13 protein-coding genes are annotated in these 16,675 nt (G+C 55.3%); 7 read left to right on the top strand and 6 right to left on the bottom strand.

Annotated features, from left to right (window positions below; translation table 11 throughout):
- Positions 1 to 11: 11 nt before the first annotated feature.
- On the bottom strand, positions 12 to 854 hold the full coding sequence (locus IH944_02730; GenBank protein MCH7903465.1) for a glycosyltransferase family 2 protein: 843 nt from the start codon (positions 852 to 854) through the stop codon (positions 12 to 14).
- Positions 855 to 1,201: 347 nt separating this feature from the next.
- Between IH944_02730 and IH944_02735 the strand changes: the two genes are divergently transcribed.
- The 6 genes from IH944_02735 (at position 1,202) to IH944_02760 (ending at position 10,633) form a co-directional block, all read left to right on the top strand.
- Positions 1,202 to 4,321, top strand: a complete 3,120-nt coding sequence (locus tag IH944_02735; GenBank protein ID MCH7903466.1) for a glycosyltransferase — start codon at positions 1,202 to 1,204, stop codon at positions 4,319 to 4,321.
- Complete coding sequence (locus IH944_02740) at positions 4,322 to 4,690, top strand: iron-sulfur cluster assembly scaffold protein (protein ID MCH7903467.1); 369 nt, start codon at positions 4,322 to 4,324, stop codon at positions 4,688 to 4,690.
- A gap of 591 nt (positions 4,691 to 5,281) precedes the next feature.
- Positions 5,282 to 8,488, top strand: a complete 3,207-nt coding sequence (locus IH944_02745) for an RHS repeat protein (GenBank protein ID MCH7903468.1) — start codon at positions 5,282 to 5,284, stop codon at positions 8,486 to 8,488.
- A 26-nt stretch (positions 8,489 to 8,514) separates the two neighbouring features.
- Positions 8,515 to 9,375, top strand: a complete 861-nt coding sequence (locus IH944_02750) for a hypothetical protein (GenBank protein ID MCH7903469.1) — start codon at positions 8,515 to 8,517, stop codon at positions 9,373 to 9,375.
- A gap of 178 nt (positions 9,376 to 9,553) precedes the next feature.
- Positions 9,554 to 10,150, top strand: coding sequence for a hypothetical protein (locus tag IH944_02755; protein MCH7903470.1), 597 nt, complete (start codon positions 9,554 to 9,556; stop codon positions 10,148 to 10,150).
- A gap of 207 nt (positions 10,151 to 10,357) precedes the next feature.
- Entirely contained in the window at positions 10,358 to 10,633 is a 276-nt protein-coding gene (locus IH944_02760) for a hypothetical protein (protein ID MCH7903471.1), read from the top strand.
- Between the two features lie 155 nt (positions 10,634 to 10,788).
- Here the strand turns inward: IH944_02760 and IH944_02765 are convergent, their stop codons facing one another.
- From IH944_02765 to IH944_02780, 4 genes are all read right to left on the bottom strand, one after another.
- The gene (locus IH944_02765; protein MCH7903472.1) at positions 10,789 to 11,028 is read right to left on the bottom strand and encodes a hypothetical protein; all 240 of its coding nucleotides are present in this window, start codon (positions 11,026 to 11,028) and stop codon (positions 10,789 to 10,791) included.
- Between the two features lie 26 nt (positions 11,029 to 11,054).
- Positions 11,055 to 11,456, bottom strand: coding sequence for a hypothetical protein (locus IH944_02770; GenBank protein ID MCH7903473.1), 402 nt, complete (start codon positions 11,454 to 11,456; stop codon positions 11,055 to 11,057).
- A gap of 81 nt (positions 11,457 to 11,537) precedes the next feature.
- Positions 11,538 to 12,734, bottom strand: coding sequence for a hypothetical protein (locus IH944_02775; GenBank protein ID MCH7903474.1), 1,197 nt, complete (start codon positions 12,732 to 12,734; stop codon positions 11,538 to 11,540).
- 320 nt (positions 12,735 to 13,054) lie between these two features.
- The gene (locus IH944_02780; protein ID MCH7903475.1) at positions 13,055 to 13,477 is read right to left on the bottom strand and encodes a hypothetical protein; all 423 of its coding nucleotides are present in this window, start codon (positions 13,475 to 13,477) and stop codon (positions 13,055 to 13,057) included.
- 321 nt (positions 13,478 to 13,798) lie between these two features.
- On the opposite strand from IH944_02780, the gene IH944_02785 reads away from it, so the two are divergent.
- Positions 13,799 to 14,881 (top strand): hypothetical protein, encoded by a 1,083-nt coding sequence (locus tag IH944_02785; GenBank protein ID MCH7903476.1) that lies wholly within the window; start codon positions 13,799 to 13,801, stop codon positions 14,879 to 14,881.
- A 241-nt stretch (positions 14,882 to 15,122) separates the two neighbouring features.
- Here the strand turns inward: IH944_02785 and IH944_02790 are convergent, their stop codons facing one another.
- Complete coding sequence (locus tag IH944_02790; GenBank protein MCH7903477.1) at positions 15,123 to 16,535, bottom strand: hypothetical protein; 1,413 nt, start codon at positions 16,533 to 16,535, stop codon at positions 15,123 to 15,125.
- Between the last annotated feature and the right edge of the window lie 140 nt (positions 16,536 to 16,675).

Raw genomic sequence — 16,675 nt, forward strand, 5'->3', positions numbered from 1 at the left:
ACATCATTCATCTAGGTTTTGCCCGGCCACAAGTCGTATGGCGGAGTGAAGATGTTGATGCCGAACAGTTCTTCGGACGTCGGAACGTTTCCCCGGCCGTATTGGGCCTCTAGCTTCTTCGCGAAGGCTATGTTGCTCGCTGCGAGCATGCGCTGGGTGTCCTCCGCTGGCAGGGTCTTGAAGCTGACATGGCCGACATGTTCCACAAACGTGTCCGTTGCAACGCGCAGCTGGTAGCCGTGATACCGCAATCGCCAGCAGTAGTCGAAGTCGTCGCATCCGAGGAACAGTTCCTCATCGAGCAGGCCGACCTCTTCAAGCGCCTTTCGCGAGAGCATCATGCAGTAGCCAATGATTAGTTTCGTCCCGACGGACTGGCCGCAGTTTCTTTCACGGACCATTTCATGCAATTGGTCGTAATTCAGGCGATTGTCACCCTGCTTGGGAATGTGGAACTCGACGTACTGCTGCCCGGCTGTGTAGTTTGAGAGCGGGCCGACCGCTCCAACTTTCGGTAGGCGGAACACCTTTTGCATTTGGTTCAGCCAGCCCGAGCGAACGACCGTATCCGGATTTAGCAGTACAACGAATTCTCCGCAGGTTTCGCGGACTCCAATGTTCGCGGCCGCGGCATAGCCGAGGTTGTCATCGTTGCAGATGATGGTTGCTCGCGGCGTACCTGTGGCAAGCTCTTTGAGAAATGCTGCCGTGCCATCTGCAGATCCGTTATCGACGAAGATGATCTCAGTGCTGTCAGCTGTCTCGTTTAGAACACTGGAGACGCAACGTTCAAGAGTCGTCATCGAGTTGAACGTGACGATTACGATAGACGACTTTGCAGGCTGCAGCTCCATGTAGTGAATTTAACCGGCAGGCAATACTGTCGCTCAGGCGATCTGCCCACTTGAGGCCCATCTTCACTCAATGCTACCTCTTACCGCCTCTGACAGCGGCTGTGCGCTGGCACCGGTTCGCGATGAGCAGCTACTCAGAGACAAGGCCTCGGCCCAGTCCTGCAACGATGGAGAGAATGTCGTTATCACCGGCTGCGCCAAGGCTTCTCGCGCCGTGAACGTGTAGCACGTTGGGGGTTTGGCAGAGCACGACGATTACATGCTTCGTCTGTTTTTCAGTCAGATTCTCACCGATTGCGAGCTGGATCAGACGAGTGTGGAGTAAATTAAAGGCCAGGGTCGCGTTTATGAAAGCCGAGAGTCAAGGCGGCGTTGCCGCCGTATACCGCCTACATGCTGACAGCGCGTTTCTTGCTGACTCGATAGCAGCGCTCGAAGGGCGGGTTCCAGTTTTCGTATTTGTGAGCAGGCTGTCTAGATGCGGCGAGCCGGGAGACTGGGAAGAGGCCGCTGCAATCGCTGCTGGCGCCGGCGCGGAGGTAATCGAGGGAGAATGGGTCAGCGAGGACGAGCACAAACGTGCGGCGATCGCAGAGCTTAAGTCCAGAGGGTATTCGCATGCGCTCATACCAGAGTCAGACGAAGTCCTGGACTCCAAACTGCTGGGACACCTATTAGCAATTGCCGAGAACGATCTTGCTGATCGTGTGTACGCTATGTCGGATGCATATTGGAAGACTGTAGAGTACGTAGTTAGACCGAGGGAAGATACGCCGCGTTGCATTCTCGTTGATCTATACAGCGCGGACCATACGAGTCTGCACGATCAACAACGTGGACGGCGTTTGGTCCTTGGGGAGGATTACGGCTTGATCCACCGGCTGACGTTCGTGGGCTCCGATGATCAGGTTAGAGACAGGTTAGATTGTTGGAGCGACAACGACGAACTCGTTTCAGGATGGTGGCAGAGCGTATGGAGGTCTTGGGAGTCAAATAAGTGCCTCAGGAACCTTCACCCGACGCGCCCGGAGTCCTTTAGGTTTGCTGAGAGGATCGAGGTCCCGCAGGTACTTGCAGACTTGATGAACGGACGGACGTCCGGCATTTGCTCTCCATGGCCAGCTGCCGCGCCCGAGGTTTGGCCACGAGTTTCTATCGTCATTCCTGTCCATGGTGGCGCAGCTTTGCTCCGGTCTTGTCTTGAATCTCTGTCAAAATGCGCGGATTTGGTGCACGAGGTGATCGTCATCGATAACGCGTCGCCAGATGACTGCCTGAGAGTCCGCCAGGACTTTGACTTCGTAGTGGGGGTGGAGAACGATGAAAACCTCGGATTCAGCAAGGCCTGCAATCAGGGCTTCGGCGAATCGACGGGAGATATCGTGCTCTTCTTGAACAGCGATACGATTGTCCCCCGGTCTGGCCTCATCCGGCTGATCGAGCCACTAATACCGAGCGGTACGATCGCGGCGAGCGGCCCTCTCACGAACAACTGCGGTCATCTTCAGCGCATCGATCCGACCTATACGGACAGAACCAGGATCGACCTGTTCGCAGATGATTTCGCAAACGTCGATGAGGAACCAAGAGAGGTGGATATGCTCGTGGGCTTCTGCCTAGCTGTCAAACGCACAGCACTCGAAGACGTCGGCCCTTTTGACGAGCGGTTCGGTTTGGGCACGTTCGAGGACAACGACCTTTGTCATCGATTGCGGCGGTCGGGCTGGCGGCTCGTGATTGCTTCCAATTCCTTCGTCCACCACGAAGGATCTCAAACACTCCGGAAAGTTGCGCCCGAGACCGGAGAACTGCTACGGACAAACGAGAAGAAGTTCCGCGAGAAGTGGAGAACAGACATCGAGTCGGGTTACGCATCACATCTTGCAGGTACGTCTGCCGAACCGATCAAATTTGACGAAGCGCGCAAGCCGGAGCTTCGTCTTAAAGAGATTGGTCGAAAGAGAACTGCCGCCAACATATCACTTTGTATGATTGTTCGCGACGAAGAACGCGTCCTTGCAAATTGTCTTGAGAGCGCAAAGCCGTTCTTCAAGCAGATGATCATTGTCGATACAGGCTCTACGGACAAGACTGTCGAGATTGCGAAGTCATTTGGAGCGGAAGTGCGACAAATGGAATGGCCGGACTCTTTTTCTGTGGCGAGAAACGAGTCGATGCGTGGCGCGAAAGGAGACTGGCTTTTTTGGCTCGACGCCGACGACACGTTGCCTCTCGATTGCGGTGAGGCGATTCTTGACGCTGTGATGAATGCCAAGGACGATGTGATTGGATTTGTCGTACCGGTGCAGTTTGTCGAGGACGGTCCAAGCGGCGGCACGCGGGTAGACCACGTCAAACTCTTCCGCAACCTTCCAGGCCTTGAATTTGAAGGTCGCATCCATGAGCAGATTCTGGGCAAATTAAAACAACATCCAGGCAAGATCGCGAGATGCAGTGCACACGTGCTCCACTCCGGATACGACACGTCCGAAAGCGGGCAAAGGAAGAAGAGAGTGCGCGACGAGAAGCTCCTCAAGCTAGATCTTGAAGACAGGCCGGATCATCCGTTCGTGCTGTTCAACCTCGGCATGACGGCGCATTACACCGACGGCCACGAGGAAGCGCTCAAGTGGTTCGACCGATGCCTCGAAGTATCGAATCCGAACGATTCTCATGTGAGGAAGACTTACTCGCTGAAGGCGGTCTCGCACAGAGAACTCGGGCAGACGGGAGAAGCGATTCATGTTCTTGAAGAAGGACTGAGTATCGTTGGCGACGACCCAGAGCTGCACTTTCATCTCGCATTGATGCTGTCGAATGCTGAACGGTGCTCGGAATCGTTGCACCACTACACGATGGTTGCAAAGTGCGATCCGTCGACGTACTATACAAGCATGGACGTCGGCATTCTCGGCTTCAAGTGCAAGCACAACATGGCGGGCGTTCTCATAGAACTCGATCGGTACGAAGAGGCGAAAGTAGAGTACAAATCTGCCTTGGAACTTGCGCCTCACTACATGCCGAGTGCGTTCGCCCTGTTCGACCACGCGTTAAAGAGGCAAGATATCGCAACAGCGCAATACGCAATCCAACACGTCACCAGCAACGAAGGTGAACGGAAGAGCTGGGCCGAGATGAGATTGAAGCTGGCGGAAAATGTTGGCGGCCCGGAGAACGTACACGCAACATTCACAGCACTTTCTGAAAGAAACATCCATGCAGCCAAGTCCTACTCAACCTGGCTGCTCAAGCAAGGGATGGAACAGGAGGCGTCGAGCTTCTGGCCGGCCCTGAGCGACCAAGGCGACGCAGAGTCCGCGTTCTTCTTAGGAATCAGCGAAACGCGCAAAGGCAGGTTTAAGAGAGCGCTGGACTATATGCAGCGGGCGTTAACCCTAAACCCTGGTCACGAGGAAACCCTGAAGCAGGTCGAGGGTTTGGAGCGAGCGATTGCGGCGGAGAAGTAGATGGCATTCAACGACACCGTGATGATCCTCGCAAACAGCCCTCGCAATGAAGGGAAACTGGAAGGAGCATCACACACCGGAACGATGGGAGTGCCTGGAGAAGGGCGCTACATCAGGATTCATTTGATCGTCGAAGCCGGCACGATCAAAGCAGCATCCTTCGAGAGCAACGGATGCCCTGCCTCGATAGCCAGCGCCAGCCTGGTCTGCCAGCTCGTGTGTGGAAAGCCCGTTGAAAACGCCCGCCAAATCGGTGGAAAGGACGTTATAGTAATTCTACGGGGTCTGCCAGAAGGGAAAGCACCGATGGCAGACATGGCCGTTTCTGCGCTGAACGAGGCGCTTGAGACGCCGGTTCCGCAAGACTGACTGAGCAGAGAGGAGAACAAGAATGCCGACACAATCTGTTGCCCGCGTCTCGAGTCTTGCAGCTTGAAACGCTTAAGGAACGTGGGAATATTTGGGCATTTCATGCAGATTTCATAGTTGCCCGTGACAGTTTCAAAGTTGCCCTTGACAACTGGATGCTAGGTTTGCTAGCGTGATTCAAGGACACCGAGCATACGCTCAAGGTCGTCTCTGCGCTGAAAAAGGTGCTTGAGACGCCGGTTCCGCAAGATTGACCGAATCGAGAGGAAAACAGGAATGCCATCACATCCAGGTAACGGCGGCGGCGGCACAGGGCCAGGCCCATCCGACGACTGTTGCGGCAGACCAGGCGTAGCCCTTTTCGGAGGACCACAGCCACCACCCGAAGACTGCGACGACAAATGTCCCGTCAACAGCTTCTGCTCCGATATGAACCTAGCGCAACCGACTCCCGGGCCCAACAACCCCGACATCGGTCCATGCGCGCCCCCTTCGGAGTTCATCAGCCTCTCTTGTCAGATGGCTGAAGAGTAAGGACGAGAAATGCACACCGATCCGAGACACAGCAGCGGTCAGAAAACCGATTTCGACATGGGAATCGAAGTTGACGCCGAGAGGACTCATCCGCATCGCCCTACCCCTGATCCGGTCACCGGCGACCTCTTGATCGACCCCGAGATCTATCTGAGAGCGAAGGCGTTCGATCTCTCGATCAGCTTTTTCTACAGTGCCAAGTCATCTGTCAACGAGATGTATGGCAAGCACCGGTCTGCCAATGTCAACAACCATGTAATCTCGGGAACGGACGACATCACGCTCTACCGCGGCAACTTCCAGGCCTACACCTACGACAAGGTCGGCACCGCTGGCGGCATAACGACCTACACGTCGGTATTCAACGCCACCAAGACCACCTTCAGCTTCGACGGTGCGGAGTTCACCGAGTACTTCACCGACGGCATGAAGGCGATCTACAAGAAGCAGAAAGCCGCGGGCAAGCGGCACGAACTCATCAGATGGGAAACTCCTGCGGGCGTGAAGCATACGTACACCTACGGCACTGGAGTCGAGGAAGGGCTGCTCAAGACCATCGAGGTCCCCAGCGGCGACAAGGTCACCTTCGCATACATCGCAGGCTCTCCGACCTCTCTTCTGCAGAGCGTCGAGGACTGGAGCAATCGCCGGTGGACGATGCAGTACGACGCCAACAACGAGCTGACGCAGTTCTCGACGCCCATAGGCTGCACCACCAAATACGGCTACTCGTTCGCGGGCGCCGGCAGTCCGAACACGATGCTGTACACGATCGAAGATCCGCGCGGCTACATAACGACGTACATGTACACCACGAACAAGCAGGTCGCGAGCATGGCTGTGGGCACGGCGATCTGGACGTACACGTACCTTGGCGGGTTTCGCCAGGACAATCAGACGATCACGACTTCGCCGACCGGCGCGAAGACCACTTACAACTACTCCGCAGGTGGCGCGGTCGAATCGGTCAACAGACCAGAAGGGTACACCGAGAATTACACCTACGATGGGAACGGCTGGCGCACGGTCACAGCGCTTCCGCTCGGCATCGTCAACACCACTTCGTACAACGCCTTCGGCCAAATCGAGACCGCCGAAGACCCCGAGGGCAACGTCACGACGTTCGAGTACGACTCCGACCTCAACCTGACCACGATCACCAACGCTCTCAGCGAGACCACCACGATGTCGTACAACGCCGACCGCCTGATGACAGGCCGGACCGATGTGCGCGGCAACAAGGAGACGTTTACCTATAGCGCAGCCGGTCTGAGGGAGACGGCCACCGACCAACGAGGGCTGACAACGACCACGGTCTACAACGCTGACGGCTTCGTCGAGGCTACCGTCGCTTCGGATGGCGGCAGGACGAGCTTCACATACGATTCGCTGCAGAGGGTTGTGACCAGCAAAAACCCTCTCGGGCTGGTTACCACCTACACGTACGACGACGCGGACAACGTCAAGACCGTCGAGAATCCGCTTAATGAGACAACCACGTATATTTATGACTCGTGCCTGCTGCAGGCGACGGTGAACCCGCTCGGCAACCGCACCACCAACACCCACAACAGGTGGAGCAAAATCGCGACCACCGAGAACGCTCTCGGCAAGGTCACGACGTACAACTACGACAACATGGGGTACCTGACCGCGACCGAGAACCCGCTCGGCAACCGCTGGACCTCGGTCTACAACGATGCCAAGCAGAAGACCGCCGACATCGATCCGCTAAGCAACCGCACGTCGTACAACTACGACGCTGCAGGGCGGCCTGAATCGACGAAAGACGCACGGGACAACTTCACGACAACCGTCTACTTCAAAGATAGCGCGATCAAAGCGCACATTGACGCGCTGGGCAACCGTACGTCATACACTTACGATGCAATTAGACGCCAGACCACCACGAAGAACCCGCTGGGTAAAGTCTGGACCACGACCTACTTGTCGAACGGCGGAGTCGTCTTGAGCAAGAATCCGCTAAACAACGTCACGACCACGACCTACAACAAGGTCGGCGCTGTCGAAACGGTCAAGGATGCGCTAGACAACGTCGCCACTGTGGTCTACGAGAGCGATTCAAATCGACCTGAGGCGACGATAGACGCGCTCGGCAATCGCACGACGTCTGTGTTCAACGACGCGGATCAGTTGACCGAGACTGTCGACGCCGATGACGGCAGGATAACGTATACGTATGATGACGCGGGTCGGCAGGAGACGATCAAGAACCAGATAGGCAAGGTCACGACGTCCATTTACGATGCCGCCGGACAGGTCACTGCGGCAATCATGCCCTCGGGAGACCGTCAAACGATGTCCTACGACGATGCGGGACAGCTTGCCAGCATCCTGTATGCCAGCGGCGACGTGTTGACCTTCGCCTACGATGCGGCAGGGCAGCAGACGACGATGGTCGACGACGAAGGCGACTGGGTGTGGGCGTTCGACAGTGCGGGCTACAACACCAAAGTCACGCTCCCCGACAGCGACGTCATCACCTATGAGTACGACGCGGTCGGAAATCGCGATCTCATGATCGACCCCGACGCTGGACGGTTCACGTATACGTATGACGCTGCGAACCAGCGCCTGACAGCGAAAGACCCGGATGACGACACCTATACGGCTGCCTACGACGCAGCCGGCCAGCGAACGACTCTTCTCATGGGCCTCGGGTCGAAGCGGCAGTACGAGTACGATGCAGCCGGCCAGCTGACCACGCAGATTGAGCTGAACGCGGCGGACGCTGAGATCATCACGATGATCGACGGCTACGACGCAGTCGGCAACCGCCTGACGCGCGATCTGGACGGTACGCTGACGACCTGGACGTACGACAATGGCTACAGGCTGTCCGAGCAGGACGTCTCTGGAGCGGCTGCGACCTTCGCGTACGACAACGTCGGCAACATGACGGTGAAGAACCACGAAGGCTCCGACCCGATGAGCTTCACGTACAACGCGTTCGGCCAGATCGTTACGATGCTGCAGGGCGCGGTGCTCACCACATACACCTACGATGACGACGGCAGCATGACGATCCAAAATGTCGGAGGCACCCTCACGACCAACACTTACGACGATGCCCAACGGCTAACGAACGTGAAGGCCGGATCGATATCGACGACCTACACCTACTCCGGTACGGGCCTGCGCCGCACCGCACACGAGACCAATAGCGAGCAAGAGTCCGATGTGTCGACCACGTTCGTCTGGGACGGAGCCGACTACCTGACAGAAAAGACGGTGATTGCCTGATCGAAAGGAGCTAAAGGAGCATAACAGTGGCAACCAACAGATACACGGTCTTCGGCGGGGAGATCCTCGCAGAGAACAGGGCTGGCACGAAGCGGGACTACGTCCCCGACTCGCTCGGCTCTACTCGCGCGCTGCTGAACAGCAGCCAGACGCAGACCGACACCTACGACTACTGGCCGTACGGCGAGGAGAAGAGCCACACCGGCGCATCTGTCACGCCGTTCACGTTCGTCGGCGCATACGGCTACTTCAGCGGTGACGCAGGCGGCACTTATGTCCGAGCGCGCTGGTACTCCGGCTCTCACGGGGCATGGACGACTTCAGACCCACTCTGGCCGAGCCTGCTGCCGTATCAGTATGCAAACGCGTCTCCGGAATCCTTGATAGATCCTCTAGGGCTATCGTGCTGTGGCCAAGATCGATGGGGACTGGGCATTCCTAAACAGGATCCAAAGCCAAAAGAGGATCCAAAGCCAATTGACAACCCAAGAGATTGTGGAGCGAAATGCGTTAAAGACGGCTTCGATTCATACATCTACTGGGTATGTCCCGACGGGACGATAGTATGCAAATGCTGTGACGGTGTTATGGGCCAAGAGTTTACAATTTGTCCGGGCCAGGTTTGCGAAGGCAAGCCTATCAAGAAGAAGTGTCCTAAGAGGCCGCCGCCGCCGCCTAATGAAGATTCGTTGGAGGATTGTATTGAGAAATGCATTTTTGATTGCTCGAAGAACAGACCGACAGATTGGAGTTGCGTCTGGAGATGCGTATTGCTCAGATGCTTGATTTTTGGTGGCAAGGGCTTGGGTAAGCGCGGCGGCCTCACAATCACATACGCTGCAATTCCAGGTACTACTTGGGGAATCTCGTACGGTAGCCGTCGATGAGCATGGTCCTATACACATAAGGTTGGCTTGACAGTCTTGAACATCACAATACGATTGTCATGACACAGCAAGCTCTTCAGGACATATGCTCCTCTTGCCTCAATTCCCATTGTAGCGATGCGGGGAAAACGTTTCCATTTGGTACATCATGCCGCTGTGAGGAAGGTATCCTGGCCATATGTTCATTCTAACTATATTGGGTTTCAGTTCGATCCTGTGTACACAGCAGTGGAGCCAGTCTGCGGAGGTTTCCACCTACGGGCCATCGACACTCTTCGGACTGCAGTCGGAATCGTCGGAATCTTGGCCTGAGCTTTGGGAAGTCGAGTTCAAGGTATCTCTTGATGGTGAAGGTGATGTTGAGCAACGGTCTGTTGCCTTAGGAGACGCAACGATGTACGTTCGTGAAGGTGACGATTCGGTTGATTTTGTTTTGTCTAAAGATGGTGATACGCTAAGCGAGCTTCACGTTGCATCTACGTGGTCATGGATACCTGGTCTCGAAGGAGTAAAGGAGATTTCAGGACTCACGACGATTCTTGATGACGAGAAAGAGCGGATCGTTGCAGGGCAAGCTTGCTATTTGCAAGTGTGGGAACTTAAGGCAAGCGACATTGTTGTCAAAATTTATGAATACATACCGATTGATGACACGTTGCGGAAAAGGTTCAAGATTTTAAAGCACATGGAATTTCGGGTGATCGATGACGTTGAGTGGTTTACACAGGGTTATGAAGTAACTTCAATAAGCGAACTTGCATTAATCAAGCACTAGAGTTGCCGAAAGCACTGCGTAAGAAACGCATATAGAGCACACAGAGCGGGCCAGAAGTCGATCCGATATATCGCTAGCGGGCGTCAAGCAGACGTATACCTACGGCACGAGCGGCTGACTGGCCAGTTGCTCACTGGGGAACGGGCGACGTTCACTTACGACAACCTCGGCAACATGACCCTGAAACATTAGGAGGGCGGCGAGCCGCTGACGTTCACGTACAACGCGTTCGGGCAGATCACGACGCTGCAGGACGGCCCGACCCTCGTCACGTACACTTATGACGACAACGGTAACCAGACAACCGAGAACCGTGGCGGGGTCACAACGGGATATGTGTATGATGACGACAACCACATGAAGAAGATAACTCACTCGGATGCGACGATCACGGCAGCGACCGGCGGCGTTCTCCACAGTGTCTTCCGTTTCGCCCCGGACTCTAGCCTGGCACGTACTTTAGTCACTTGCGGGTACTTGTAGTTTGTAATTGAAGTGCGTAGTTCCGCCTGTCGTCAGATCCACTTTCAACGTATCGTTCGGATCTCTAGGTGCAAACTCTCCGTTGCCTACATAATCGAAAACCAGTGCGCCGGCAGGTGGCACGAGCACATATCGCCGCCTCGGAAGCAATGTCGTCAGCGACCAGATCTCTGGATCGCCGCTGGATTGTGCCAGCGGAAAGACACGGTCTCTCCGTCCTCGACCGCCACGAAGTTCTCGTCCGCCTCGACGATCTTAAAATCCGTCGTTAAATCGAACGTCCCCACCATCATGAAGCCAAACGTGGCGGAGACCATGTCGGAGACTGACTCAGCGTTCGACGATGCTTCTGGGAACTCGCTCCAAAAGGAGGACGACGGGTCGGTCGGAGCCATAGATATGGTCTTTGGCGTCGAAGGTCTTATGAACAGCCTAGCGAGGTCGATGGAGAGAACTCCCGCGAGCTTTGCGGAGGTCGTCCCGTCCTGCCGCCCAAAGACCCTCGCCCCGACTCCGAGCGTGAACACGCCCGCCTGGATGCTGGGAAGAGGGTGTTCGTGTCGTCCGGAACCAGGCCGAACAGAATCCCTGCGTTGCTTCGAGGGAGCACCATGTTGACGCCGATGATGCGCTGGATCTGACCGTTTCCGATCAGGCCTCCTGTGAAGAGCCTCGCATTCTCGCTGTTGGCTAGAAGCGCCTCAGCGAAGGATTCCCCGACGTCGATGCCACCGACTATATCGAGGATCATCGATGTGCTGCTCGGGCTGACTTCGTTGGTCTCAAGGCCGCCCGACTCTGGGAGCGCGTCAAGCTCAGTCATCGTCACTGCCGATCGCGTGCCTCGGACCGAGGAATCTCAACGCTCACTGAAGGCGGCGAGGGGCAGGCATGGCCAAGAGAACTATCTCAAGACAAATGTCTTCAACTCGGGAGAGATCGTCGTATCCAGTTTTCCTCGGAATCCCGTCGCCTTGTGGTACTGCCAAGTTAACTCCCGTCTGACGTCATCGAGCACTGGAACCACATTCGCGGCGGCTGAATCGACATCCTTTGTCAGGATGATGAAAGCGGTCTTGAACAAGCGTTGGGCAGCGGTGTGATCTGGATTCCGTGGGCCGTGCTCCCAAATTATGTTCTGGACAGATATTTCCTCGAGAGATCCATACACTGTCGGAGCACCGAGGGGCTGCGGATTCTTAATGATCCGCAGAGGCCCTACCTCATTAGGAGCCAATAGCCCCATGTTATAAAGGTCTAGATTGCAATAATAAAAGTCGTCGTTATCAATCGGGTGCATAGTGAATTCGTTGCTGCCCGCCTGCGTCCAATCTACGCCGTCATAGTCAACTGGCGAGTGAGCATTGTCGAAATAACGGCCCCAGTGATAGAGCCCTTGGCCGGACGAGCCGAGAAGGAGGTCGAAATGAGCGGTCGTTTCGGCCGCGTACTTTTTGAATCGCTCGAATGCGCTCCAATAATGGCCTACTTCCTGCAGAATGGTGCGCATATTGCCGGGCCAACTCCAGGCGCCGGTCGATATAACGTTGAATGCCAGCAATTTGTTGGTGCCCCAGGCGGCGCGGATGTTGAAACTACTGCCTGCATAGTAATTGATTCCTGACGTGGCATTGAAGATCGCACTATGAAATGAGCCCGTGAACGGCATTCCGGAGGCCGTGTCCGAAAAGAAAATCAGGAAGTCATAAACGTCGGGATGGGTGTCTCGAAAAATCTCGAACGCATGAATATAGTCAATGTTGCCGCCGATGACGAGAGCGCCGTCGTCCACCACGACTGCGAGATTTCCGAAATCCGTGTGCTTCGGTGGATTTCGGGTCTTGGCCTTCTTGATATTGGGAAGATTCTCGCGATGAATCTTGGCGAAATCGACGAACATCATATCGGAGTCGTCGTGGCCCTCCTGCTCGCGCTTTCCGAGCTCGACGACGTCCGTTTTTACGCCGTCGAACTTCGACGGTATTCGCTCTTTCGGATCAAGGGACCGAGGACTCTTCTTCCTTTTCACGAATACAACGATCGCTAACTCGCCGGTCGACTTGCCCTTCTTTTCCTTAAAGCCATAGCCGATGCCGAGCACGTTCGGGAGCTTTATCAGCTCCTTCCTCGCTCTTGCTAGAGCGTTGTCGAATTCGCGCGGATTAAGTACTACGCTTGGGTCGTTTAAGATCATCTAGCCCTCCGTGTTTTGCTGCCCTGATCGACTTCACTGTTCCGTCTGTTTCGACAACATACTCGCCAGGAGAAAGCAGCGGTTTCACCTCGCGTGTGACTGACTCGTCAGAAAAGAGAACGATTCCTTCTGCGTCATAGACTTTAACGTACGTTTGACGCGAGACCTGTATGACTGCACTGTTATAACGTTTGCCGACTGTGAATTTCCTCATCCGGTGCACCTCCTCATCCAATCGGAGTCGCCTCGACCTTGATGTTGTAGACGTTTATTTCAATCCCGGGCCCGATAGCATAGGCGGCGAGGTCGTAGTGATGGTCGGTGGGATTTGTCACGTAGTACCCGCCTGCAGGTACGGCAGTGACATCGAAGGGATTTCCGGAAGGGAACTGCTGAACGATGGGTTTGTTCCATTGTCCGTTGCTCACGTTGTGTTCCCAGATGCCTATGTAGCAGGTTCCGCCGGGGTTGCGCCCGGTCACTCGCAGGCTGGTTATCTTCTGGCTTCCGTTGAAGTGCAGAGGTATTATGCCAACAACGAAGCTGGCGACCGAGGCAGCCTTATCGGACCTGGTCCAGTAGACGTTCCGAGTGAATTCAGCATAGGTCTTGAATTGCAGGAATACGGGCGGAATCGAAAGTAAGGCCATGATCTATTCACCCCTTCGTCACGTGGCTTTCAGATGGGGTCGCGGTTTTTCGACCGCGATCTCGCTGCTTCTCGCTGATGTCGAAGCGTGCTTCAGTCATGGGGCGGCCGGTTGACTGACGCGAATCTCGATGTGGGTCGGCAAATCCGATATTTTCCATTTCGGTTGAGCCATCAACCGATCCAGGCTCACAGTGCTAATATTGTAACATACTGCGTCATCCCAGTGTCTATCGCGTCGTGATTTCCGGACATTCTAATCATTACTGCCACGATTTCAGGGTAATTTCATGATGCCATTAGGATTCTAGGCTTTGCTCGAATGTTCACGTGTAGAATGCAGAGGAGGGGCGGGCAGCAAGCGCAGACCAACTTATCAGGCCGTAGTGCTGATGGCCCCGAGGAGATAGAGATGCAGGAAAACGAGAACATGGAAAGCGGAGCAATTGAATCGACAGGTGGTGGCAGGGATAAGCCGTCGAAAGACAAGAAGGACGTGTGGGATATCATTGGTGCCCTCGGAAGGTTAGCCGGCTCACTTGTTGCGACCGCTGCTACAATTGTCGTGTGGCACTTCGGTAACCAGATCAGTGTACGCACCGAAGTCTGGGAGAACGAGATGGAGCTTGCAAGGCAAAGGACGCGCGAAATAGAGCTCTTCTCCAATCGTGAGTCGGCCGCGAATCAGACCCGCAGTGCAGTGTTTGCTGCCTTCGGCGAGTACATGCTGCCACAGCTTGAAGGGGATGACCAAAAAGTCGCGCTTTTGGCCGCTCTTCACAGCAACTTCAGCGAGGTGTTCGACACGCGACCAGTCTTCGAAGCATTTACCAGATCGATACCGATCGAAAACCATGATGCCAGGCATGAATTGAGGCGGCTCGCGAAGCGTGTGGCTAGGAGGCAAGCAGAATTCATTGCATCGCACGGCGGAACCAAAGCCGAGATGACATTGCGTTGGGTCGCGGACGAAGACCCAGAGCCGACTCACATCAATCTTGCTGGGCACGACATTTATGTGACCATTATGTCGAGGCCCAATGTAATCAGTGACCGCCGCACGAGCTATCTGGCCGACGGAACCCAGGTGATTGACGACGTAGCGGATGTTGTAGAGATCATAGTTCGGAACTTGCAGGTGCCCGAAGAGAGCGAGGAGGCTCCACCAGCATTCGAATTATCTTATATGGACGCTCCATATATTGACAACATCTGGTTTCAACATGAACCTGGAGAAATTCATAGGCTCGCCTTTGTGCTGAAATACATCGACAAGGTGGAGGATGACTACGAAGTGACTGTGGAAGCAATTCACTTTTCGGACGATTTCTTGCTACCACTGGAGTTAGTGCGTGAGAAGGACATAGCTTCGAGACCCCCCTCGAACGCCGAACAGGCTCGCTGATGTAGACTCACCGAATGATCTCAGCACTGATGCTGAGCTTGTTTGCATCTAGCGGCGAATTGGACTGCTACGGATACGGCCCCTGCGCCAACGGTGTGCCGAAGCCAGAGTCGCCCCTCGGTTATGGCCGGGGGGCGCTTTTTCTGTTTGTCTGGGCCGTGGCGAGTAACGATCATGGGTTACTTTGCATGCGGGCCAAGGATTACTCAGCCTGGGACTCCTCTGAACCGGTCGCTTGTGGTCACGTGTCAAGTAGATTTAGGGCATTTCGAAGTTCATCGATGTGACTCGCGGTGTGGGTGCTAGACCCGGGATTCCAGTAGAGCGTGTGGCTGAAGAATCCGAGACGCTTGTGGGTCGAGACGGGAACGTCACGCACTCCGCGCCCAAAGATCCTGGAAACAGGACCGCCAATCTGATCGCCGTGAATGACGAAGTGCGTAGGAAAGTAGAGGTTCGTCCAGCGGGTAAGGCCAAAGACAGCGGCGTGGTGGGGCGCGCGATGAGCCTGCCCAGGTGGTTTGTACGAAAACCTGCCGTCCTCGAGCACCGGAGGGCAGATAGGAAACTCGCGATCGTTCTGCTTTCGGTCCAGGTCCTCTCCATGCTTGGCCATGAGGATCTCAGCATGAGCAAGCGGACTGCCCAACGTGACAAAATCGGTCACTCGCCAAGTCAGACCGTTCTCGGTCAGCTCTCTCAACACTTCTCGCTGTCGAATCTGATACTTCACGGCGTTGAACTCTCCGGCCACCGGGTCCTGCTCCAATTTGTCCAGGACTACTCGCTCCCGAGCCTTATAGTCGCCAGGCTTGAATTTACCGGCATCCTGGTCAAGCTTCAACTGGTCTAAGGCCTTACTCCGCCTATCCTCATACGCGTCAGACCGGAACTTGCGAGCTGCCAGGTCGCTCTCTAGCGCTCCGAGCTTTGGGTGATCCTTGTCCTTGTCTGCAGTGCGATTGTGGAGTGCCCACGCATACGTCAGAATGTCGTAACCGATGACGCTCCCAAGACTGTGACCGACGACGATGACGCGCTTGTAGCCGGCCTCGTGGAGCTTTTGCAGCAGGTCCACACCCTTCGTTCTGATCTCCTGTCGTCTCTTGATATTGCCTGGCGTTGCGTTGAGGTAGCGGGCAGCGTCTCCGACAACCTTCTTAATGACTGGTACGACGACCAAGGCCACCAGCGCACTAACGACTCTGGCCGACGACTCACGGAGGATTTCGAATTGCAAGTGTTCCGGGAGCGATCTCATGAAGACGAGGTAGGCGAAAACCAAGATCAGACCTACGATCAGGGTCCAGGTCAGGACGAGATGGCCGGGCAATTTCCAGGGCCAGCGGAGAAGGATGATCCTCGCCCAAGCAATAACATGGGCAGCCGACGTGCCCTCCATCATGTGCGCCCAATAAAACTCAAAGAAGTCGGTTCTGACGCCGTCCGCGTTTTGACCGGTGGTTAACCGTCGTAGCTCGAAACTGTCGGAAATCGTGTCCGGCTTGCTCCACACCGTGTCGACTCCGTACGGGTGGTGCACCGATTCGTCATCGGACCATACGGTCTTCACGAAGCCGCGCAGAGTCTCCATCGGGCGTTGTTCTCCTACCCCGTGGATCAGGAGAACAGCCTGCTTGTCTTTGTTGTCCATAGCTTAGATTAACTCAAGGTTTCTCAGAGTAAACTGATACGATTCGTCGGGCTTGGATCTGAAACCGATCTAGGCTCACAACGCCTTGATCATAGCAGGCCCTGCACCTCAGGGAGCCTTTCACTCAGTGATTTGTTGCC

The sequence above is a fragment of the Armatimonadota bacterium genome (assembly GCA_022563855.1).
In the GTDB taxonomy this organism is placed as follows: domain Bacteria; phylum Armatimonadota; class Fimbriimonadia; order Fimbriimonadales; family Fimbriimonadaceae; genus JADFMN01.

Bases quoted from the DNA above. Each gene is read 5' to 3' on its own strand.
- IH944_02730 (MCH7903465.1), bottom strand. From the start codon at position 854: ATGGAGCTGCAGCCTGCAAAGTCGTCTATCGTAATCGTCACGTTCAAC.
- IH944_02735 (MCH7903466.1), top strand. From the start codon at position 1,202: ATGAAAGCCGAGAGTCAAGGCGGCGTTGCCGCCGTATACCGCCTACAT.
- IH944_02740 (MCH7903467.1), top strand. From the start codon at position 4,322: ATGGCATTCAACGACACCGTGATGATCCTCGCAAACAGCCCTCGCAAT.
- IH944_02745 (MCH7903468.1), top strand. From the start codon at position 5,282: ATGGGAATCGAAGTTGACGCCGAGAGGACTCATCCGCATCGCCCTACC.
- IH944_02755 (MCH7903470.1), top strand. From the start codon at position 9,554: ATGTTCATTCTAACTATATTGGGTTTCAGTTCGATCCTGTGTACACAG.
- IH944_02765 (MCH7903472.1), bottom strand. From the start codon at position 11,028: ATGGCTCCGACCGACCCGTCGTCCTCCTTTTGGAGCGAGTTCCCAGAA.
- IH944_02770 (MCH7903473.1), bottom strand. From the start codon at position 11,456: ATGACTGAGCTTGACGCGCTCCCAGAGTCGGGCGGCCTTGAGACCAAC.
- IH944_02780 (MCH7903475.1), bottom strand. From the start codon at position 13,477: ATGGCCTTACTTTCGATTCCGCCCGTATTCCTGCAATTCAAGACCTAT.
- IH944_02785 (MCH7903476.1), top strand. From the start codon at position 13,799: ATGTTCACGTGTAGAATGCAGAGGAGGGGCGGGCAGCAAGCGCAGACC.
- IH944_02790 (MCH7903477.1), bottom strand. From the start codon at position 16,535: ATGGACAACAAAGACAAGCAGGCTGTTCTCCTGATCCACGGGGTAGGA.